This window comes from Methylomarinum vadi (assembly GCF_000733935.1).
Classification (GTDB): Bacteria; Pseudomonadota; Gammaproteobacteria; order Methylococcales; family Methylomonadaceae; genus Methylomarinum; species Methylomarinum vadi.
In genome coordinates, this window is sequence record NZ_JPON01000001.1 from 3,969,729 (window position 1) to 3,990,992 (window position 21,264).

The window sequence follows — 21,264 nt, forward strand, 5'->3', positions numbered from 1 at the left end:
TTATACGATCCTATTCGGCAGGGTAATCGTGGCTTTGGTGCCTTGGTCATGATTTTCCAAGGTAATACTGCCTTCCAGGCTTTGTTCGACCAGTTGTTTGACCATGTACAAACCGATGCCGCGGCCGCTGTTTTTACTGGAAAAAAACGGATCGAAGATCTTGTTTTTTATAGCAGGGGCAATGCCGCCGCCGCTATCGGTAATTTCGATCACGGCTTGCTCGGCAATGGCGGATAACGTGATATGGATTTTCTTGTCCAAACGATCGTTATCCAAAATGGCGTCCCGGGCATTGGCGACGAGATTCTGCAAAACCTGGCTCAGTTCGTCCGGCGAGCCATAGGCGTAAGTTTGGATTCGGGCCTCAACCGACAGCGAGATGCCTTTACTGGTCAGGTAATCCTGGATCAGTTCGACGGTGTCGTTGATGACGTCGACAACCGGAAAATAGGTCTTATTGATTTTGCCGCCCAAGCGCGATTGAAACAAATCGATAGTTGAAGACATGCGTTCGATCTTCTGCAGTGCCTTGTTGATAGACTGGCTCAAATAATCTCCGTCCAATTCATCATGCCGATAAGCGTCTTGAATATCTTCCAGAATCAGACCCAAGGAATTGAGCGGTTGGCGCCATTGATGAGCGATATTGGCAACCATTTCACCCATCGCAGCAAAGCGGGCTTGGCTGGCGATCACTTTTTCCTGTTTCAAGTTTTCGGCGATGGCTTGTTTGACTCTTCGATCCAGTTGCTTATTCATGACCCGGACTTGCTTTTGTTGTAAATAATCCTGATGCGCGTCATGGACGAAGCCGACGATCTGTAAAATCTCTTGTTTGAATTTGACCGGTGCGATGCTGATACATGCCCAACGCCAACCGCTCTCGAGATGCCGAATGCGGCATTTAATATGGCTCGGGGTCTGCTGGGTTAATGCCTTGGAGATAGCACGGATCAATTTAAAATGATCACGTTTATGAATCTTTTGCAGACAGGATTGGTGGTCGTACAGTTCCGAGGGCGAGTAACCGAGTAGTTGTCTGATGTAATCGGAAACGAAGGTGATTTGCCGGTTTTCATCCATGCTCCAGATCACGGCATGCACATGATGGATAATGGTGCTCAATCGCTTTTGGCTTTCATTCAACAGTTCATTGGCTTGGTTGAGCTGATGAGTTCGTTCGTTGACTCGTTGTTCCAGTCGACTCTGGCTCTTGCGAAGATCCTGTTCGGTTTGGATGCGAAGCGTGATTTCATCGTTCAGATTCCGATTGAGGTCGGTCAGTTGCGCTGGGCTGGGAATGCTTAAAATCTGTGGCATCTGTTTCCATAGGGCGAATGCCGTGACGATGGAAATGACGGCGGTGATGCCGTCGATGACGATTTGCAATCTGTAGTTGGGTTGCCAAAGGGATAAAATATGAAGAATGTGGGAAGAGCCGCAGGCCAGGATAAACAGGCCGAATAATATAAAGATCCAAGGAAAATATAAATCCTTGCGCGCCTTGACATAATGGAGCAAGGCCAGGGGGATGGAGAAATAGGCCAGGGCGATCAGGCCGTTAAAAATGGTGTACAGCCAAATCAATTCATCTTGCCAATTTAGACAATAACCATGGGGTAGGAAGTTGTCATCGAACATACTTAATCAACTTATATAAAGAATCGCCGAGCGTAGCCGAATGAAGCAATGGCTTGAAGTTTTCGACAGTCATCAATGCCGCAATTGATTTATCGTCTTGTTCCGTTATGTCAACCTGCCGCCCGCTCAAGATTGAGATTGTTGGCATGAAGTACGCGATTTTACCGGCTTCGAAATGTAGCCGTACATGGTAGCGGCTTCTAACAGGTGGAAGAAGGGGCGTGCAGGTGTTGAACATCAGGCTCTCTTGGCTATCAGACCGTCAATTTGCAGATTCACCATTCTGTCTATCAATTTATTATTGAAACCGGTCGCTTGCTCAATCGCTTGAACATAATTCGACAAAAAGCTTTCCGCCGTTAAAGCCTGAATGGTGGCGGCCAACCTTTCGAAGGCCACCATGAGTGTATCCAGATCCGGTTGGTTTAGATGTTCCTTGAGCAAACTGCGTAATGCGGTCAATATCCAGCCCCACATCGAGATCATCATCGGGTTACTGACTTTTTGCTTGATATGAACTAAGCCGACGAATACTTGCCATTCCCAATACGTGTCGTCAAAGTCACTGGTGATGGTCTTTTGCCACCACGAACGCAAGACGTTTTCTCGCTTGGACCGATCTTCCTGCTGGAGAATTTCCAAGGTTTGTTGATGGCTGTAGAGCGTGTCGTAAAAACCTTTGGTTAAATCATCCTCCAATCCCAGCAGCAGTTCTTTGTGTTGTTTGATCAAAGCGGCATCCGTTTGACTAAATCGTGTTTCACTCGGCATCGATGCAAAAATTTCCGCCGTAATCTGCTGTATGTCTCTCATAGTTAAGTACCTTTATTAGTTTTATCACCCGGCAAAGATGCCGGCCGGTAGATTTATGACCCTGGCGCTGCCAGCAATTAGTGTGTAGACATTGTTATTCGATGCCATCTTCTCATTGAGTAAATCCGATCTCTTGGCTCGCGCTTCCGAGTCTTCGCAACCCTTAAGGCAGATGTCGGACATGCCTTATGGTGCTGTAATAATGGTCAATGAAACACCGAGTTCGAGCGAACTCGATGTTTGAATGCCGTGGCACTTCGGAACCTTGATATCAGTAATCCTTATGGCGCAAGTCTGGTATCGCATGAACGTCATACTCTTGTGAGTGGATTGTTTATGGTTTGAGGGGTGAAAATGTCATAGGGACTTCAGCCTGATTTTCTCCGCCGCACTGTTAACGGCTCGACTGACATTATCCATTGAAGCGTCCGATTTCACCTTCATCGTCAGGATGGTTTGATCGCCGGCAACGTTGATCAGCGTGGAGCATTTGCTCCCCTTAATGATGATTTGTCCCAATTCGCCTAAATCTAATTCTTCGGCGATTCCTTGTCCGAAGGCAAATGCTCCCGCGCACATGGGGCCGACGCGGTCTTCGTTGAAACCCTCGGGCAGCAAAGCGGCCATTGACAGCCCGTCCGTTGTTACGATTTCCGATGCTTCGATTTCGATATCTGCGGCGCTGTGTTTCAATTGGTTCATGATCGATTTTAGTATTTCCAAGTACATCGTTTGCCCTCTTTGGTTATGGTTTTAAGTTTGTTTGCGGAAACATCCGTTAATGAGATGTTTCCTCGGCGCATCGACCGCCTTAGCAATCTCCCACGAATGCATTCCTAAAATTCGGCCAAAAAAAAAAGGCACACAGACATCAACTCGAGATACGGGCTCGAAGAGATGTCTGTGTGCCTTCGACTGATTGGCCTGTTATCCAATCCGACAAGGTTTGAAACCAGTCCACACTGGTTTCGGTTCGTTGTCCGGTGTTTACGCCGACAACAACCAGAAAGTTTTGATTCGATTCAATTTATAGCATACTAAAACACTTGGTTAATTATCCATCATAAGGTTTAAACCACCGGCTTTAGCCGGTCAGCTTTAGCTGCGATAATTTGCCCAAGGAGGTGGCGATGGACTATAGATACGGCAGCCATACGGTTTACCAAATTGAGTATCATTTTGTTTGGGTTACGAAGTATCGTTATAAAGTGCTGAAGGATGAAATAGCCGAACGAGTGAGAGACTTGGTGCGGCAGACATGCGAAGCCTTTGAGATACGGATTATCAAAGGTGTCGTGAGCAAAGATCATGTGCACATTTTGGTGAGTGCGCCGCCGACTATGGCCCCAAGCGAAATCATGAGGCGAATCAAGGGACGAACTTCGAGCTATCTGTTCGAAGAGTTCCCGCACTTGAAAAAGCGATATTGGGGTCGACATTTTTGAGCCCGCGGTTATTTTTGCGCCACAGTGGGGCAAATGACTGATGAGATGATAAAGCAATATTTGGAGCATCACTTTGAACCTAATCCAAACGATAATTTCAAGATGGAGCCCGACTAAGACGCGTCGTTTAGTCGACGCGTATCCGGACTTTCAGTCCGTTATTGGAACCCACCCGCTTGAGCGGGTGGTTGTTTAGTGTTACATGCAATAAATGTGACCGCCATGGAAGTTTTCAATCTGCTTTTTTATTAAAAAGGCCGCTAAATTCAAGGAAGTGCTGAATAAATTCGTCCTGAATTTCTCAGCGTCGTGCGTCCCTGCATTCCAGGAAATACTGAATTAATCACATTTCCTTAACATCGGCAACAGCTATAAACTAGTGCGGTAATGGTATGCGGCAATTTTTTTGGTCTGTGTTGCCTAATTTAAATCCTTTCTTTTCTATCTCCCGGCGTTTAATGCATTTCAAGCGCAAACCTTCATATAACAGGGCTTAACGGGCTTTTCGTCAGCTGGCTTATAGGGTTTGTGTTTGCCGTTCAGCTCGGAAGCACACTTATATTGCCTTTTTCAGATAATGTTGTCCGCGTTAATGGGTTTTTTCCGAGATCGGCAAACAAGTCGGAGCAAGATCGTAGCGAGTAAAACCCTTTCTTTGTTGTTGAAATTAAGGATTTCTGTTATAGATGGAAATTTTATGTAAGAGAACATGTCTGCAAGAATGAAGGGAGGCTTTGCAGTGAGTTAGCGACGAGGCGTGCGCTTATTTCATTTAGCCATATAAGGGGCTTATGGTCATAACACTTACATTTTATCGAAGTCTATTTACACAAAATTATGCAAAACGCAACAACGTTATCAGCCCTTGGCGCAGAAATCATGGTGAGAAATAAAGTTGAATCGGAATATCGCAACAAAGAAACCCATTTGAGGGCTGTTATCAATGTCAGTCCGACGGCTATCTACATTTTGTCGCCGAGAGAGGATAACGACTCCCCCTCGTTTTTTACCGACCCGAATTGCCATTTACATCTGGCTTTTATCAGTGCCGCTATCGAAAAAATCACGGGGTTTACGGTTCGGGAATATCTCGTCGACCCTAAGCTTTGGATGAGTCGGGTGCATCCGGAGGATGTCGCCAACGTGATGGAAAGTTATGGTCTTTGCCAGAGCCAGAATGCCGTTAACAACCAATATCGCTGTCTGCATAAGAATGGCGAGTACCGCTGGCTGCATGAAAGATTGGTCGTACAGAGGGGGAGGAATGGCGAAATCGTGCAAGTAATCGGTTCACTCATGGATGTCAGCGACATCGTTAAGACGCATGAACAATTGCATATATTGAGTAGCGCGGTGGAACAGAGCCCTTGTCCCATCTTCATTACCAATACCAAAGGCACCATCGAGTACGCTAACTCCAAACTCTTGGAAATTACCGGCTTCAGCGAACAGGAAGTGTTGGGCCATACGCCAAGGATATTTTCTTCAGGCTGTACCGAAGTTTCGATTTATGCCGACCTTTGGAATACTATTACGGCCGGCAAAAAATGGTATGGCACGATACGCAACAAGAAGAAAAACGGACAGCATTTCTGGGTCAAAGAATCTATTGCTCCGATCAAAAACTGCAACGACGAAACCACCCATTTCGTCGCGATCCAGGAAGATGTCAGCACTATGGTCAATGCGTCGGAAGAACTCGAACAGCAATTAAAAGACCATACCGAAAAAATCAAGCTGTTGGAACAACAACGCAGCGAGCAACGAAAATCAGTCGCCATTGGCCGCATGGCTGCCTGGGTGGCGCATGAGATCAATAATCCCTTGGCCGGCATCAAAAACTCCTTTCAATTGTTGAAAAGCGCAATTCCCGACACTCACAAGTTCTTTCGTTATGTAGACTTGATCGACAAGGAAATTGACCGGATCAGCCTGATTACCAAGCAGCTTTATTCGTTGTATAAACAGGAAGATGCCCGGGCGCGCGAGTTCGATTGCAACATGATGATCGAGGAAATCATCCTATTGAGCACATTGGGAAAAAAACAGGTAAACATCGATCATATCTCGGCGGACAAGACATGTTACGTCAAGTTGCAAGAGAATTTGGTCCGGCAAATATTGTTCAATTTGATTAAGAATGCGGTCGATCATTCGCCCGGTCAATCGACGATCAAAATAGATGCGCAGAGACGGAATGCCGAGCTTTATGTCATGATCGAAAACGAAGGAACTTTCATTACCGATGAGCAACTGGAAAAATTATTCGAACCTTTTTATTCCACAAAGTCCGATAGCCAGTCGTGCAGTCTTGGACTAGGTCTCACCATCGTCGATAATTTCGTCAAGCTGATGCATGGCGAAATGAAGCTGACGAATAAGATGACCGGCGGGCTAATCAGCGAATTAACTATCCCTCTTGATTACTATAAAAATAAATGATTTCATCATGGAAAAGACAGGCAACATTTTAATCGCGGACGACGAGACGACCTTTCTGGAATCGACTGCCGATTTATTACGTCTCCAAGGCTACAGCTGCCAATGCGCCAGCGATGCACACAAGGCTTTGAGTCTGTTGCAAAGCGAACGTTTCGATCTGCTGATTGCGGATATCAAGATGCCCGGCAACCATGATTTGGCGTTGATCAAAGAGATTGCCGAACAAGAAGAGTCGATGGCCGTGATTCTAGTGACGGGCTATCCTAACGTTCATACGGCCATCGATGCCGTGAATCTTTCGGTGTCGGCCTATCTGGTCAAGCCTTTTGTCTGCGAGGAATTATTCAAGCATGTCGATAAGGCCATCGGTCAATTCACGGCACCTAGCCGAGCCCGTGCGTTGATCGAAAATAAATGCCGAGAGTTGGAAAACACCTTGCAAACATTTCAGATGGAAAGTTCTCGGGCAAAAAATAAATCGTCCTATACCTTGAACGATTTCATGAACAGCAATTAGTTGACGATTACCAAATCGGTCATCGATCTACACAGAAGTTTGAATGCCTTAAAAGATGATAAAAAATTATCCGGAGATGCATGCTTGACGATGGGGTGCCATAGACCGCAGCGTCTGATCGAGGCCTTGCAGGAAACAGTCTCTGTCTTGCAGAAAACTAAAAATTCTTTTAAGTCCAGGGAACTGGCCGAATTGAGAAGAAACCTGGAGGCTTTGTTGGCTCATGAAGCTTGGTCTAAACCATCATAATTGATTTGATATACCACTGTCTTCCCGCTCGATATTCTCGGCTAAATTCCGCTGCGATCGGCATTTCAAGAGGAAAGCCGGACGTAATGCCGGCTAACCCATTTTTTTCGACAATCGGTTGAGTCGATTTGGCTCGTTTATTCGCTTTTCGGGCCGCTCTCTATGGCCTGCTCTAGGCTTTTTTGGGTCTCGGTGAGCGCACTTTCGGTTTTTGCCTTTGTTTCCTCGGCTGTGTCGACGACCGATTCGGTCACCGTGTCCATGGTTTGTTTGACTTGCTCCTTCGCGGCATCCACGCTTTCGCCGATGCTTTCACTGGCGGATTGCGCCGTTTCTGATACCGCCTTTCCGGCTTGCTCGAGCGTTTGCTGAGTGGGAGAAGATGGCTGCGCCATGGGCGCCGGTGACGGTGCTACCGCTGTTGCGGCCGGTTCGGAACTGGATGCGGATTCCTCGGCTGCCTCTTGTTTTTGGTCGCAGGCGGTCAATAAGGCGAGGAGTAGGGTAGATGTCATTAATAGTGCTGTTTTTTTCATAATGATGCCTCGATTCGAGTTGATAATGACTTTCACACCAACCATGGTAAAGTGACATTCTTAAGCTAAGCTGAAGTCAAACGACTTTCGGGCAGGAGGAAATGTGGGGCCGCATTATCTGAGTGGTTTTTTTCAGCCTAAATCGGTGGCCATTGTCGGAGCATCGGAACGTCCCGATAGTGTCGGGTTCCATTTATATAACAATTTACGCCAGGCCGGATATCAAGGACGTATCCACTTGGTCAACCACCGTCATACCACCATCCTAGGTAATCCCGCCTATGCCGATATTAACGCCATTCCCGATCTGGTCGAACTGGTCGTCATCGCGACACCTGCGCATACGGTATTGTCGTTGTTGCGGCAATGCGTCGAACGCAATATCCGCTCGGTGGTGGTTTGCTGCAGTTTTCAACTGCCCGAGATCGATACTCCGTCGCTGAAGCAAGAGATGCTGGAACTGGCGCACCGTAACGGCATCCGTATCATGGGGCCCAATTGCTATGGCCTGGCCAGGCCCGAACGCAATTTCAATCTGACCTACAGTAACGACACGATCAAGCCGGGCAGTCTCGCCTTGTTGTCGCAATCCGGCGCCGTTTGCAGCGCGATCATCGATTGGGCCAAAACGCAAGACATCGGTTTCTCCACCGTTATTTCCATCGGCGACGCCGAGGATATCGATTTTGGCGAAGTGCTGGATTTTCTCAGCATCGACAGCCGTACCCGCAGCATCGTCATGTATGTGGAAAGCGTGCATAACGCCCGTCGCTTTCTCAGCGGTTTGAAGGCCGCCGCCGGTATCAAGCCGATCGTCTTGATTAAGTCCGGACGCTATCGGGCCAGCGCCCAGGCGGTGATGTCGCATACCGGCAGGATCGTCGGCGGCGACGATGTCTTCGACGCGGCGATCGCCCGCGCGGGTGTGGTCAGGGTCAACAGCATCGCTCAATTGTTTTCGGCGGCGCGTATCCTGACCCATAATTACCGTATCGTCGATAATCGCCTGGCCATCATTACCAATGCCGGCGGGCCGGGCATCATGTGCGCCGACCAAGCCGAAAAAGCCGGCATCAAGGTCGCCAGATTGTCGCCCGGCAGCGTGCAGGCGTTGCAACGGCATTTGCCGGCCGCGTGCGTCGTTGATAACCCGTTGAACCTGTTAGGCGATGCGAGCGCCGAACGGTTTCGTCGCTCCTTGCGCCAGTGTCTGGCCGACAGCGCCGTGGACGGCGTGTTGAATATCGTCACCCCGCAGGCATTGACCGAGCCGACCGAAATTGCCGGCGCCATCATCGACGAAGCGAGATGCGTTAATAAACCCGTGCTGGCCTCCTGGACCGGCGGCGAAAAAGTGCGCCAGGGCAGGGAATTGTTCGCCGATAGCCATGTCGCCCATTTCAATACCCCGGAAGCCGCGGTCGATGCGTTTTCCTTTCTGACCCAGTACCGCCGCAATCAGATATTGCTGAAACAGATTCCGTTGCCGGAGGCGCAAAAATCCGAACCGGACCGGGACAAGGTGTTCGCCATTATCGCCAGCGTGCGCCAGCAAGGGCGCCAGCAACTGAATGTGTTTGAATCGAAACAGGTTCTGGCGGCTTTCCACATTCCGGTCAACCAGACGTGGCCGACGCAAACGTTAGAGCAGGCCTTGCATTATTCCTCGCAATTGCCGTTTCCGCAGGTGTTGAAAGTCGATACGCCGGAAATCCGCCATAAAACCGATATCGGCGGCGTACGCTTGCCTATCCATAATGCCCAGGATTTGGCTTTCCATTATCACGATTTGAGGCAAATGTTGGCGCGACGCTATCCCCGGCTGAGCGACATCAATATCAATCTGGAAAGCATGGTGCGATCTTCCAGCGGGCGGGAGCTGATGCTTGGCATGTTGACCGACCCGGTATTCGGTCCTGCCGTCAGCCTGGGCATGGGCGGTACACTGGTGGAAATCTTGCAGGATAAGGTGGTGGCGTTGCCGCCGCTGAATCGCTACATGATCGAACAAATGATTGCCGGCAGTAAGGCCGGACGATATCTGCAGCAATTTCGTCATTTGCCGGCCGCCAATCGCAATGCGCTGATCGAGGTGATGTTGAATGTATCGACTCTGGTCAGTGAAATGGCCGACATCTGCGAGCTGGAAATCAACCCGTTGATCGTCGACGAGTACGGGGCTTGCGCCGTCGATGTCCAGATTAGGATTCATCCGCAGCCACAGCCGCGGACTTATCAGCACATGGCCATTCATCCTTATCCGTCCGAGCTGACACAGCATTTTAGGCTAGTCAACGGCGTGACTATTTGCATCAGGCCGATCAGGCCGGAGGATGCCGTGCTGGAACAGGATTTCGTCAAACGTCTGTCCGAGCGCAGTAAATACTTTCGTTTCATGCAATCGCTGCAGGAATTGACCCCCGATATGTTAGTGCGTTTTACCCAGATCGACTACGACCGGGAAATGGCCTTTGTCGTCGTCACGGAGGATGAGGCGATGCCGAATGAGTTGGGCGTGGCCCGCTACATGATCAATCCGGACGGCTATTCCGCGGAATTCGCCATCGTCATTTCCGATGATTGCCAGGGCCTGGGCATCGGTGTCAAGCTGATGACAACGTTGATCGATGCGGCCCGGCGCAAGGGGCTGCGGCAATTGGAAGGCGAGGTGCTGGCGGTCAACAAAGCGATGCTCGCGCTATCTAAGAAGCTGGGCTTCATAACGGTGCCGATCGAAGATGATTATGAAGTCGTTCGGGTGATCAAGGATCTGCGGGAGTAGGGTATAATAAACATTTTTTTAGCCGCCGATTGCAGCGCACATTAAGGGCACCAAGTTTATTTGACGGCCTCGATTTCGTCCTTGACCTGCTGCCTTCCATCTTGATTCTATCATTCGAAGTATGTCCGAAATTTACTCACTTAACACCGACTATGCGGTCGATTCGCTGAAAGTCCCCCCGCATTCGATTCAGGCCGAGCAGTCGGTCCTGGGCGGTTTGATGCTGGATAACCAGACCTGGGATAGCGTGTCGGATAAGGTGTCCGAACAGGATTTTTATCGCAAGGACCATAAATTGATTTTCCGTGCCATTGCCAGGCTGGCCGACAAGCAGGAGCCGTTTGACGTGATCACGCTGTCGGAAGCATTGGACGCCAGCGGCGAGCTGGAGGATTGCGGTGGCCTGGCGTATCTGGGGATGTTGGCCAAGGATACGCCCAGCGCGGCCAATATCATCGCCTACGCCAATATCGTCCGCGATAAATCGGTGTTGCGCCAGTTGATACACGTGGGCACCGAGATATCCGATTCGGCTTTCAACCCCGAAGGGCGGGAAACCGCCGAATTGCTGGAGAATGCCGAACGCCAAGTGTTCAAAATTGCCGAGCAGAGGCAGCGTGGCCAAGGCGGTTTCAGTTCGATCAAGACCTTGCTCGCGGAGGCGGTCGATAAGATCGAAACCTTGTTCGAGATGGAAGGCGACATCACCGGCGCCAGTACCGGCTTCACCGATTTCGATGGGATGACTTCGGGTCTGCAGCCGGCCGACTTGATCATCGTCGCAGGCCGGCCGTCGATGGGTAAAACCACGATCGCGATGAACATGGCGGAAAATATCGCCATTTCCGGCGACAAGCCTGTTGCGGTATTCAGTATGGAGATGCCGGGCGAGGCGTTGGCGATGCGGATGATGTCGTCGTTGGGGCGGATCGATCAGCACAAGGTCAGAACCGGTAAGCTAGAAGATGACGAGTGGCCGCGACTGACCTCGGCGATCAATCTACTGGCTGAAACCAAGTTGTTCATCGACGATACGCCGGCCCTGACGCCGACCGAGGTGCGCTCCCGCGCCCGCCGACTGGCCCGTGAACACGGACAGTTGGGGCTGATCGTGATCGACTATTTGCAGTTGATGCAGTCGCCTACCAGCGGCGATAACCGGGTGCAGCAAATCTCCGATATATCCCGCGGCTTGAAGGCTTTGGCCAAGGAGCTGAATGTGCCGGTGATCGCGCTGTCGCAGTTGAACCGGAACCTGGAGCAGCGTCCGAACAAGCGTCCCGTTATGTCCGATTTGCGCGAGTCCGGTGCGATCGAGCAGGACGCCGATCTGATCGTGTTCGTCTACCGCGACGAAGTCTATAACGAAGACAGTCCCGACAAAGGCATCGCCGAGGTGATTATCGGTAAGCAGCGTAACGGTCCGCTCGGCACCGTGCGCCTGACTTTTCTGGGGCAGTACACGCGCTTCGAGAATTTCGTCGGCGATAGCTATGGCTATGAGGATTATGAATGATTCCGGCTGCCTATGCGTTGCTCGATCTCGAGGCCGTACGCCACAATTTGCAAATCGCCAAGCGCCACGCTCCCAATGCCAAGATCATGGCCGTTATCAAGGCCAATGCCTATGGTCACGGTTTGCTGCGGATCGCTTCTCTGTTATTGCCTGAAGTCGATGCCGTCGCCTTGGCGCGGGCCGACGAGGGCATACGTTTACGCAAAGCGGGCTTCGATAAACCCATCACAATACTGGAAGGCTTTGTTTGCGCCGAGGAATTGGAGGGGCTATACCAATATCATCTCGATGCCGTAATCCATTCGTCGCAACAGATCGATTTGCTGGAACAGCGGCGGGGAGAGGGACTGATTTCGGTCTGGTTGAAGATCGATAGCGGCATGAATCGGCTCGGTTTTAAAGGGCGCGAGGTCGAGGCGGCTTACAAGCGCCTAGCGGGTTGCCAGAGTGTCAATCGGCCGGTAGGCTTGATGACGCATTTAGCCACGGCCGACGATTTGTATGACGGCAATACGCCGCGGCAGGTCGCCGTGTTCAACGAATTGACCAAGGATTACCCGGGGCCGCGCAATATCGCCAATTCGGCCGGAATTCTAGGCTGGAGAGAGACGTTGTCGGATTGGGTTAGGCCTGGCATCATGCTGTACGGTTGTTCGCCGTTTATCGGCCAAGAGGCCGAACAACAGGGCTTGAGGCCGGTCATGAGCCTCAAATCCCGCGTCATTGCCGTCAAGCAAGTGATAGCCGGCGAGTCGGTCGGTTACGGCGGTGGTTGGGTTTGCCCAAGGGATACCCAGTTGGGCGTCATCGCGATCGGTTATGGCGACGGATATCCACGCTATGCTAGGTCGGGAACCCCGGTATTGGTGAACGGCCGTGAAGTGCCGCTAATCGGCCGGGTATCGATGGACATGATTACCGTCGATTTGCAGAGCCAGCCGGAGGCAAAGCCGGGCGACCCCGTGACGCTGTGGGGCGCCGGTCTGCCGGTGGAAAGAATCGCCCAGGCCGCCGGCACCATCCCGTACACCTTACTGTGCGGCATCACCCAGCGAGTGCGTATTGTCGAGCGAGAACATGGCTAAAAAACAGAAATCGGCTTTTGTTTGTACCGAATGCGGAGCGGATTACCCGCGCTGGGCGGGACAGTGCAGCGCATGCGGGGAATGGAATACGGTCAAGGAAGTGCAATTGGGGACGGCCGGAAAACGCAAAAATGTTTCCGGTTATGCCGGCAGCCGCTCCGAAGTGCAGTTGCTGTCCGACGTCAACCTGGCGCAGGCGGAACGAATCTCGACCGGGCTGCGCGAATTCGATCGCGTGCTGGGAGGCGGTATCGTCAAGGGCAGCGTCGTGTTGATAGGCGGCGCGCCCGGGGCCGGTAAAAGCACCATTTTATTACAAGCCATTGCCAGCATCGCGTTGCGGCACATTCCGGTGCTTTATGTCTCCGGCGAGGAATCTCTGCAACAGATTGCCGAACGCGCCCATCGTTTAGGTATTAAAACCGACGGCATCAAAATGCTGGCGGAGACCTCGGTGCAACAAATTTGTAGCATACTGGATCAGGAAAAACCCGCAGTCGTCATCATCGATTCGATCCAAGTCATGTTCACGCTCGATTCCGATTCCGCGCCGGGCTCGGTCTCGCAGGTGCGTGAATCGGCCAGTTATCTGACCCAGTATGCGAAGCGCCACAATGTCAGCATCTTCATGGTTGGCCATGTCACCAAGGACCAGTCGCTGGCCGGGCCGATGACCTTGAGCCATATCGTCGATGCGCAGGTGGTGCTGTCGTCCACCGATGATGCCCGCTTCCGCGTGTTGCGCTCGGACAAGAACCGCTTCGGCAGCGTCGGCGAGTTGGGTTTCTTCGCGATGGAAAGTAGCGGCTTGAAGGAAGTCAAGAATCCGTCGGCGATGTTTCTGACTCGCGCGGACCAGCCGGCGCCGGGTAGCGTCGTGACGGTGTTGTGGGAAGGTACGCGGCCGTTGCTGGTGGAAATCCAGGCCCTGGTGACGGAAAGCCAGTACGGTAATCCACGGCGTTTGGCGGTAGGGTTAGACCAGAACAGGCTGGCGATGTTGCTGGCGGTGTTGTCTCGCCATGGCGGCATTTTTACCGGCAACGATGAAATCTACACCAATGTCGTCGGCGGCATCAAGGTCGGCGAAACCAGTTCCGATCTGGCAATCATGGCAGGGGTCGTTTCCAGTCTGAAGGATAGAGTGGTCCCTTATGACACGGTGATTTTCGGCGAAGTCGGTTTGAATGGCGAAATCCGCCCGGTTGCGAATGGTCATGCTCGCCTGAACGAGGCGGCCAAGCATGGTTTCAAACGGGCGTTGATTCCCAAAGCCAACAAGCCGAAACAAGGTGTGAGTAATTTGCAAATCAGTGCGGTAAGCAATATACAGCAGGCATTGGGCGTGTTAGCCGAGCTGTATCAGTGAGCGTCGAGACCGGATAGCGCGAGCAAATCCCTTTCCAATAAAACGCTGTCCCCTAAATTAAGTTCAATCAGGCGGCGCAATTGCGATATGCTGTCGATATCGATATGTTCGCATTTGCAGCCGATCTCGTTGCTGCTGGCATGGCAGATGCGTAGTTCCATTTTGATGTCGATGCTGTCGGACAATTGTAACGACAACGTATAGAGGGTATCCGTGTTTCCTGTCCAGGGTTCTTCGAAACGGAGCAAGCAGCCTTGCAAGGATAAGTCCAGAACCTTGCATGGATAGCTTTCCCGGCCGTCGCTCAAATTCGCGTTTGCCGTATACAGGATCCGGTGATAGCGGCGTCTTTCCTCGCTTTTATCTAAGTTCATGACTAAGCATTCGTCACAAAGAACTGCATGGAGACTTTGTTAATCGAGATGATATCGTTATTTTTCAGCGGGATCGATTGTTCGCCCAACGGTTGCTTGTTAACTGTCAATGGACATCCATTGGGATTTTCCAGGGTGGAAATGAAATAACCTTCCTTACGTCTGGATATGGCAACAATCCCGGAATCGTTATTGCCGAGGCGGGTCATGGACTTCTTTAATGACAATATTCGGCCGATATGCGGGCCGTTCATGATCTGTAGATTGGCTTCCGTTGGCTTCATGTTTTCTTCCAGTTTTTCATTGAGAAAACTGATGTCTTTGTCCGAGGCTTTGTTTCGCGCCATATCGCTGATCGATTCGGTCACACTGTAAACAATAGAGTGCTTACCAATGTTGATACGATCATTATTCTGCAGCACTGCCTCCTTGGTCGGCGTATTGTTGATGATCAATGGAAAATCGTCGTTCAGTTGCTTGATGATGCATTTGTCATTCTTGATAATAACAGCGGCATGAGCAGGCGCTACCGCCAGGCTGTCGACGCTCAAATCGTTTGTTTCATCTCGGCCAATATGCACGACACCCGAATCGAAAATTTCCGAGTTGATTGCTTTATCTTTAAAAAAAACGGTGAATTTTGCCATTGTTTTAGTCAAATGATCCCTACTCACGCCTTAGTATAGACGTAAATTTTATCCTTGCTCAATAAATGGTTGGAATCGTGAAGGCAGACAAAAAACGGCAAATATTGGGAGCGGTTGTTATTCCGGCGGATGGAATCTGACCAGTTTTATCGCGTTTTCATCACGCTTGATAATTTCCAGCCGATAACCATACAAATTAACGCTGGTGCCGGGTTCGGGGATCGTTTCCATGAATTCGATAATCAGACCGTTCAGCGTTTTCGGACCTTCGATCGGTAGATCCCACTTAGTGATACGGTTCAATTCTCGAATGGTAATGCTGGCGTCGACCAGATAGCCGCCATCTTTTTGTCGCGTCACATCCGCTTCATCGATGATCAACTCGCCGATTACTTCCTGCAGTAAATCATCCAGCGTGACCAGACCTTGTACATCGCCATATTCGTCGACCACCAGGCCGATGCGCAGTTTCTCCGCCTTGAAGCACTGAATTTGCTTGTGCAGAGGGGTATTGACCGGGATGAAAAAAGGTTTGCTTAAATGGTCGGTGATATTTTGCTTGTTGAAGTCAGCGTGACTGGTTTGCGACAACACATTGCGCAAATGCAGAAAACCGATGACGCGGTCGATGCTTTTCTTATAGACCGGCAGGCGGGTGTGCGGGCTGTTTTGTAATTGTTCGATAATTTTTTCGATGGGATCTTCCAGGTCGATACCGACAATTTCGTTCCTTGGCGTCATGATATCCTCGACCGAGGCGGATTCCATGTCCAGAATTCCCAGTAGCATATTGCGGTAACGGGCCGGCATCAGGTCTTCCGCGTCGGATACGATGGTTTTTAATTCGTCCTTGTTCAACGTGTCCTCTTTGATTTTGGCGACATTAATGCCGAACAGACGCAATAACAGGTTGGCGATCAGGTTGACCAGCCATACCACCGGATAAAATAGTTTCAGTAACGGCGTATAAATCCAGGCTGCCGGAAATGCCAGGGCTTCGGGTTTGATCGCCGCCAGCGTTTTGGGCGTGACTTCGGAAAAAATCAGCACCGCCAGGGTCAGTAAGCCCGCAGCGGCGGCAATCGCTTGTTCGCCGCCTATGCGTATTGCAATCACCGTTGCCAACGATGAAGCGAGAATATTGACGAAGTTATTGCCCAGCAATATCAGGCCGATCAGTCGGTCTGGCCTTTTCAATAATCGGTTTGCTCTAGCGGCGCCACGATGTTTCTGTTTGACCAGGTGCTGCAGGCGGTAGCGGTTTAGCGTCATTAACGCGGTTTCGGAACCGGAGAAAAAAGCGGAAAGTAACAGTAATGCGACTAAAATACCGAACAATACGGTCAGGGATATGTCGTTCAAAGAAAAGAAACTCGAGTTGATTAAACAGACATCTAGTTTCTATGCTGAGAAAAAATTGTCAAGTGCCTGAGCCTATAAAAAACCAACTGATTGCATCAGTTTCTTAGTTATAACATTAAATTTATTTTATAACTTTATAAAAAACATGGTGTTTTGACAACTTGGGAATTCGATGCTTAACTTAATGGCATGCAACATGTCTGGGAAGAGGCAAAAATAATGCCTATTTTCTTTTTTGCCTATCTGGCACCAGAACAAGAGGAACAGACAGATTGCCGTGAAACTAAATTTGCAGGTAATCCGAATAAGCGATTACAACTATTGACGAGTGATAACGCATGGCTTTGCCAAGTATTTTGTTAATCGATGATGATCAAGAGAGAGCGCAGCAGTTTGAAGTCATACTTAATTTCCTGGAGTATGAGGTTCAATGCGTGACGTCGGAAGATTTTGAACCCTCATTAGATGATTGTGAAAATTGCCGCGCCGTTTTTGTTGGCGGTGGAGACCGGCAGGGGGCGGTCGTTCAAGCGGTGCGCGATTGGGTCGATGGCCTACCGGTTTTTTTGTTGGTCGGAAAGGAAAAAATTCTGCAAGTTTCCAGCACCCTACAAGATTCGGTTACGAGAGTTCTGGAATGGCCGTCGACATATCCGGTATTGAATGATGCGCTAGCGTCGTTGCCGGCCATCGAACAGTTTGTAGGCATGACCCAGAAAAAAAAGGCCGATAAAGGGCTGGCCGGCAACAGCCGTGCGATTCGGCAAATCCGCGAGTTGATCGACCAGGTGTCAGGATCCGATGCAACGGTCCTGATACTCGGTGAATCCGGCACCGGTAAGGAAGTGGTGGCGCAAGCTCTGCATCGCCATTCGCCGCGCCGCGACAAGCCGTTCGTGCCGGTCAATTGCGGCGCCATTCCTGGCGAACTATTGGAAAGCGAATTATTTGGTCATGAAAAAGGCGCGTTTACCGGCGCGTTGACCTCCAGGCAAGGCCGCTTCGAACTGGCCGAAGGCGGAACACTGTTTCTGGATGAAATCGGCGACATGCCGATGCCGATGCAGGTCAAGCTGCTGCGGGTGCTGCAGGAAAGGACCTTTGAGCGGGTCGGCAGCAATAAGACCCTGCATTGCGATGTCAGGGTCATTGCCGCGACCCACCGCCAGTTGGAAGAGGAAATCAGGGAAAAACGGTTTCGCGAAGACTTGTTCTATCGCCTCAATGTGTTTCCGATTGAAATGCCGGCCTTACGCGAACGGCCGGAAGATATCCCTTATTTGGTCCATGACTTGAATGGCAGAATGGAGGCGGCCAAGCGCGATTCGGTTAGGCTGACTAAAGCCGCGCTCGCGGTGCTGATGCAGCATGATTGGCCCGGTAACGTGCGCGAGTTGTCCAATTTGATGGAGCGGTTGGCGATTATCCGGCCTAATGCCCTCGTCGATGTAGACGATCTGCCGGAAAAATTCCGTAGCTATAAGGTGCCCGAAGGGGTCGAAGCTAACGTGTTGATCGAGGAAGAAGAGGTGCCTGAGGCGCAAGAGCAAGTTCATGTGTCCCGGAAAAAGGAACCGCTGTTGACTCCGGTCAGTCATTTACCCGAACAGGGAATGGATTTGAAGGAATATTTGAGTGATCTCGAAAGCGGCTTGATCAAACAGGCGCTGGAGGAATGTAATGGGGTCGTGGCACACGCCGCTAAGTTATTGCACATGCGTAGAACCACCCTGGTCGAAAAGCTACGCAAATACGATTTGTCTTAATCGTGTCGGAATTTTGACTGCTCTCCATAATTTATTGAATTTTAAGTGATAATAAGTTGGCTTTATTTTTGCTTGTAAGGTTTTGTCAATGACGGAACCTCAGTAAAAATGAAGACCAATAACCAACGAGCGGTAAAGGCGGAGCGCCTGGCCGATGCTTTTCATCTCTTCAATCAGTTATCGCAAAATCTGAGCGCTTCTTACCAGGGGCTCGAAGCCCAAGTCGCCAGGCTGAATCGGGAATTAGCCGCTGCGCGTGGCGAACGCCTGAAAACTTTGGTGGAAAAGGAAAAAATTGCGACGCGTCTGCAACAGATTTTAGCGGCGCTGCCGGCGGCCGTGATCGTTCTCGATTATGCCGGCCAAGTGATCGATTGCAATACGCTGGCCATTAACTTTCTCGGCGAACCGCTGCTGGGCGAAAATTGGGCGGCGGTGATGCGGCGCCGTTTACCTCAAGTCGGCGATACGCCGCACGAACGCCAGCTGCCGGACGGCAGGCAAGTCACTATGACGCGCAATTTTTTGGACAACGAGTCCGGGCAGATCATTCTGCTCTCTGATGTCAGTGAATTGCGCGCTTTAGAGACGATGCTGGCCCGCCAGAAACATTTGACGGCAATGGGCGAAATGGCGGCCAGTCTGGCCCATCAGGTCAGGACGCCGCTGGCGACGGCCATTCTCTATGCCTCGCAAATGAACAAGCCTGCCGTCGACGACGATAAGCGCCAGCGCTTCTCCCAAAAGATTTTGGAGCGGCTGCATCATTTGGAACGACAGGTCAACGATATGCTGATATACGCCAAGCAAGGGCGCTTGAGCATGGAAAGTTTTTCCTTGAACAATCTGCTGGAGTTCGTCCGGGAAAACATGGCCGAACGTCCGATTCTTTTTCAATTGGATAATCGTGTCGAGGCCGATGCCATGTTGGGTAACGAGGATGCCTTGCGCGGCGCATTGATGAACCTTTTGAACAATAGCTCGGAGGCTTGCGGCGATGATGGCGAAATCTCCATGACGGTTTTCCGGCAGGACGACTATAACCTGGGGATTCGTATCGAGGATAACGGAGTCGGTATGTCGGAACAGCAACGGCAACGACTGTTCGAGCCTTTCTATACGACAAAAAGCAGCGGTACCGGCCTGGGCCTGGCCGTGGTCGACAGCGTGGTCAGTGCCCATAGCGGCTCGATAGAATGCCGCTCGGTACTCGGCCAGGGAACGGTTTTTACGCTGTTGCTGCCTTGTATCAATCACTATTCGGTCACGTTATCCAATGCGAGCGCTCCCGTCGAGAATGAGGTTACAGATTATGAAACAGTATGATGTCTTGATCGTTGAGGATGATTCGGCCTTGTGCGAAGCCTTGCGCGATACCTTGGAAGTCGAAGGGTATCGGGTCATGTCCGCGCTCAACGGAAACGAGGCCTTGAACAAGTTGGCGAAACATGGCTTCAAGCTCGTGGTCAGCGACGTGCAAATGCCGATGATGGATGGATTGCAATTACTGCATAATATGCAAATGCATTATCCGGCTACGCCGGTTTTGCTGATGACGGCTTACGGAACGATTCCGAAAGCCGTCGAAGCAATGCGATCCGGCGCGGTCGATTATCTGATCAAACCGTTCGAGGCGGCCATGCTGGTGGATAAAGTCGCTCCCTTCATCGTTCGGGAAACCGTGCCGGTCCAGGCGAATATCCTGGCCGACGGTAAAATGCGTCAGCTATATGCGCTCAGCGCCAAAGTGGCGCAAACCGATGTGACCGTTTTATTGGAAGGCGAGAGCGGTACGGGCAAGGAAGTCTTGGCTCGTTATATTCATCAACAATCGCGTTGCAACGACGGGCCGTTCGTCGCGATCAATTGCGCCGCGATACCGGAGAATATGCTGGAGGCCATGCTGTTTGGCTATGAGAAAGGCGCCTTTACCGGCGCGGTTCAGGCTTCGGCCGGCAAGTTCGAGCAGGCGCAGGGCGGCACATTGTTGTTGGACGAGATTTCGGAAATGGACCTGGCGTTGCAGGCTAAATTATTGAGGGTGCTGCAGGAAAAGGAGATTGAGCGTTTAGGCAGTCAGAAAAAAGTCACGCTGGATGTCAGAATTTTGGCGACGACCAACCGTAAGCTGAAAGATTATGTCGATCAGGGGCGTTTCCGGGAGGATTTATATTACCGTTTGAGCGTGTTTCCGCTGCGAATTCCACCGTTACGCGAACGGGTCGACGATATTTTGCCATTGGCAAGCGAATTGCTGCAGAAACATCATGCCGGCGGCAATAATTTACCCGTTTTCAGCGCCGAGGCGGTCAGAAAAATGCAGTGTTATCGATGGCCGGGCAATGTGCGCGAATTGGAAAACGTTGTCCAGCGGGCGTTGATTCTGCAACGGGATGGCCGAATCGGCGCGGATGAGCTAATCTTCGAAGAAGCGCCGCTGGATGTTGGGACTTCGTTCGTCGAACAATCCGGCAATATCATTCACGTGCATGAAGCAAAAGAGGAGAATGAAATCAGCACGTTAGGAGAAGGGGTCAGGTCGGTGGAGGAAAAAATAATCCTGCAAACGCTGAACGAGGTAAATGGCAGCCGTAAAATGACTGCCGAAAAGCTTGGCATCAGTCCGCGCACATTGCGTTACAAATTGGCCCGCATGAAAGAATCGGGTGTCGCACTGCCGTGTTAGGTGTGGCCCGAAAAATGCTTGAAAGTTTGGCAGG

Annotated in this window: 16 protein-coding genes and 1 pseudogene; 10 read left to right on the forward strand and 7 right to left on the reverse strand. The window is 50.9% G+C overall.

Features of this window, described 5'->3' with window-relative positions:
- The 3 genes from EP25_RS0119755 to EP25_RS0119775 all read right to left on the reverse strand — a co-directional run bounded on the left by EP25_RS0119755 (position 1) and on the right by EP25_RS0119775 (position 3,183).
- Positions 1–1,587, reverse strand: coding sequence for a sensor histidine kinase (locus EP25_RS0119755; protein WP_235185961.1), 1,587 nt, complete (start codon positions 1,585–1,587; stop codon positions 1–3).
- Positions 1,588–1,878: 291 nt separating this feature from the next.
- Positions 1,879–2,454, reverse strand: a complete 576-nt coding sequence (locus EP25_RS0119765; RefSeq protein WP_031435452.1) for a protoglobin domain-containing protein — start codon at positions 2,452–2,454, stop codon at positions 1,879–1,881.
- Positions 2,455–2,811: 357 nt separating this feature from the next.
- Positions 2,812–3,183: a roadblock/LC7 domain-containing protein gene (locus EP25_RS0119775; RefSeq protein ID WP_031435453.1), complete on the reverse strand. Its 372-nt coding sequence runs from the start codon at positions 3,181–3,183 to the stop codon at positions 2,812–2,814.
- Positions 3,184–3,584: 401 nt separating this feature from the next.
- On the opposite strand from EP25_RS0119775, the pseudogene tnpA reads away from it, so the two are divergent.
- From tnpA to EP25_RS0119795, 3 genes and pseudogenes are all read left to right on the forward strand, one after another.
- A pseudogene (gene tnpA, locus EP25_RS0119780) lies at positions 3,585–4,016 on the forward strand (IS200/IS605 family transposase).
- A 765-nt stretch (positions 4,017–4,781) separates the two neighbouring features.
- Entirely contained in the window at positions 4,782–6,341 is a 1,560-nt protein-coding gene (locus EP25_RS0119790) for a PAS domain-containing protein (protein ID WP_235185962.1), read from the forward strand.
- A 7-nt stretch (positions 6,342–6,348) separates the two neighbouring features.
- On the forward strand, positions 6,349–6,858 hold the full coding sequence (locus tag EP25_RS0119795) for a response regulator (RefSeq protein ID WP_031435455.1): 510 nt from the start codon (positions 6,349–6,351) through the stop codon (positions 6,856–6,858).
- Between the two features lie 386 nt (positions 6,859–7,244).
- Here EP25_RS0119795 and EP25_RS0119805 read toward each other — a convergent pair whose 3' ends face one another.
- Positions 7,245–7,643 (reverse strand): hypothetical protein, encoded by a 399-nt coding sequence (locus tag EP25_RS0119805; RefSeq protein WP_152555693.1) that lies wholly within the window; start codon positions 7,641–7,643, stop codon positions 7,245–7,247.
- A gap of 103 nt (positions 7,644–7,746) precedes the next feature.
- Here EP25_RS0119805 and EP25_RS0119810 point away from each other — a divergent pair, with 103 nt between their 5' ends.
- The 4 genes from EP25_RS0119810 to radA all read left to right on the forward strand — a co-directional run bounded on the left by EP25_RS0119810 (position 7,747) and on the right by radA (position 14,395).
- Complete coding sequence (locus EP25_RS0119810; protein WP_031435458.1) at positions 7,747–10,425, forward strand: bifunctional acetate--CoA ligase family protein/GNAT family N-acetyltransferase; 2,679 nt, start codon at positions 7,747–7,749, stop codon at positions 10,423–10,425.
- Positions 10,426–10,546: 121 nt separating this feature from the next.
- A complete protein-coding gene (gene dnaB / locus EP25_RS0119815; protein ID WP_031435459.1) occupies positions 10,547–11,941 on the forward strand; it encodes a replicative DNA helicase in 1,395 nt (464 codons plus the stop codon).
- The gene (gene alr / locus EP25_RS0119820; RefSeq protein ID WP_031435460.1) at positions 11,938–13,026 is read left to right on the forward strand and encodes an alanine racemase; all 1,089 of its coding nucleotides are present in this window, start codon (positions 11,938–11,940) and stop codon (positions 13,024–13,026) included. Before dnaB ends, alr begins: the two co-directional genes overlap by 4 nt.
- Positions 13,019–14,395: a DNA repair protein RadA gene (gene radA, locus EP25_RS0119825; RefSeq protein WP_031435461.1), complete on the forward strand. Its 1,377-nt coding sequence runs from the start codon at positions 13,019–13,021 to the stop codon at positions 14,393–14,395. Before alr ends, radA begins: the two co-directional genes overlap by 8 nt.
- Here radA and EP25_RS0119830 read toward each other — a convergent pair.
- The 3 genes from EP25_RS0119830 to EP25_RS0119840 form a co-directional block, all read right to left on the reverse strand.
- Entirely contained in the window at positions 14,389–14,769 is a 381-nt protein-coding gene (locus tag EP25_RS0119830) for a PilZ domain-containing protein (protein WP_031435462.1), read from the reverse strand. The two genes, radA and EP25_RS0119830, sit on opposite strands and share 7 nt — an antisense overlap.
- Positions 14,770–14,771: 2 nt before the next feature.
- Positions 14,772–15,416 carry an FHA domain-containing protein gene (locus EP25_RS0119835; RefSeq protein ID WP_031435463.1) on the reverse strand — a complete coding sequence of 215 codons (645 nt, stop codon included), beginning with the start codon at positions 15,414–15,416 and terminating at the stop codon, positions 14,772–14,774.
- Positions 15,417–15,533: 117 nt separating this feature from the next.
- A complete protein-coding gene (locus tag EP25_RS0119840; RefSeq protein WP_031435464.1) occupies positions 15,534–16,778 on the reverse strand; it encodes an HlyC/CorC family transporter in 1,245 nt (414 codons plus the stop codon).
- A gap of 338 nt (positions 16,779–17,116) precedes the next feature.
- Here EP25_RS0119840 and EP25_RS0119845 point away from each other — a divergent pair, with 338 nt between their 5' ends.
- The 3 genes from EP25_RS0119845 (at position 17,117) to EP25_RS0119855 (ending at position 21,230) form a co-directional block, all read left to right on the forward strand.
- The gene (locus EP25_RS0119845; protein WP_031435465.1) at positions 17,117–18,544 is read left to right on the forward strand and encodes a sigma-54 dependent transcriptional regulator; all 1,428 of its coding nucleotides are present in this window, start codon (positions 17,117–17,119) and stop codon (positions 18,542–18,544) included.
- A gap of 108 nt (positions 18,545–18,652) precedes the next feature.
- Entirely contained in the window at positions 18,653–19,870 is a 1,218-nt protein-coding gene (locus EP25_RS0119850) for a sensor histidine kinase (protein ID WP_031435466.1), read from the forward strand.
- Positions 19,857–21,230 carry a sigma-54-dependent transcriptional regulator gene (locus tag EP25_RS0119855; protein ID WP_031435467.1) on the forward strand — a complete coding sequence of 458 codons (1,374 nt, stop codon included), beginning with the start codon at positions 19,857–19,859 and terminating at the stop codon, positions 21,228–21,230. The genes EP25_RS0119850 and EP25_RS0119855 overlap by 14 nt, the downstream gene beginning before the upstream one ends.
- Positions 21,231–21,264: the final 34 nt, after the last annotated feature.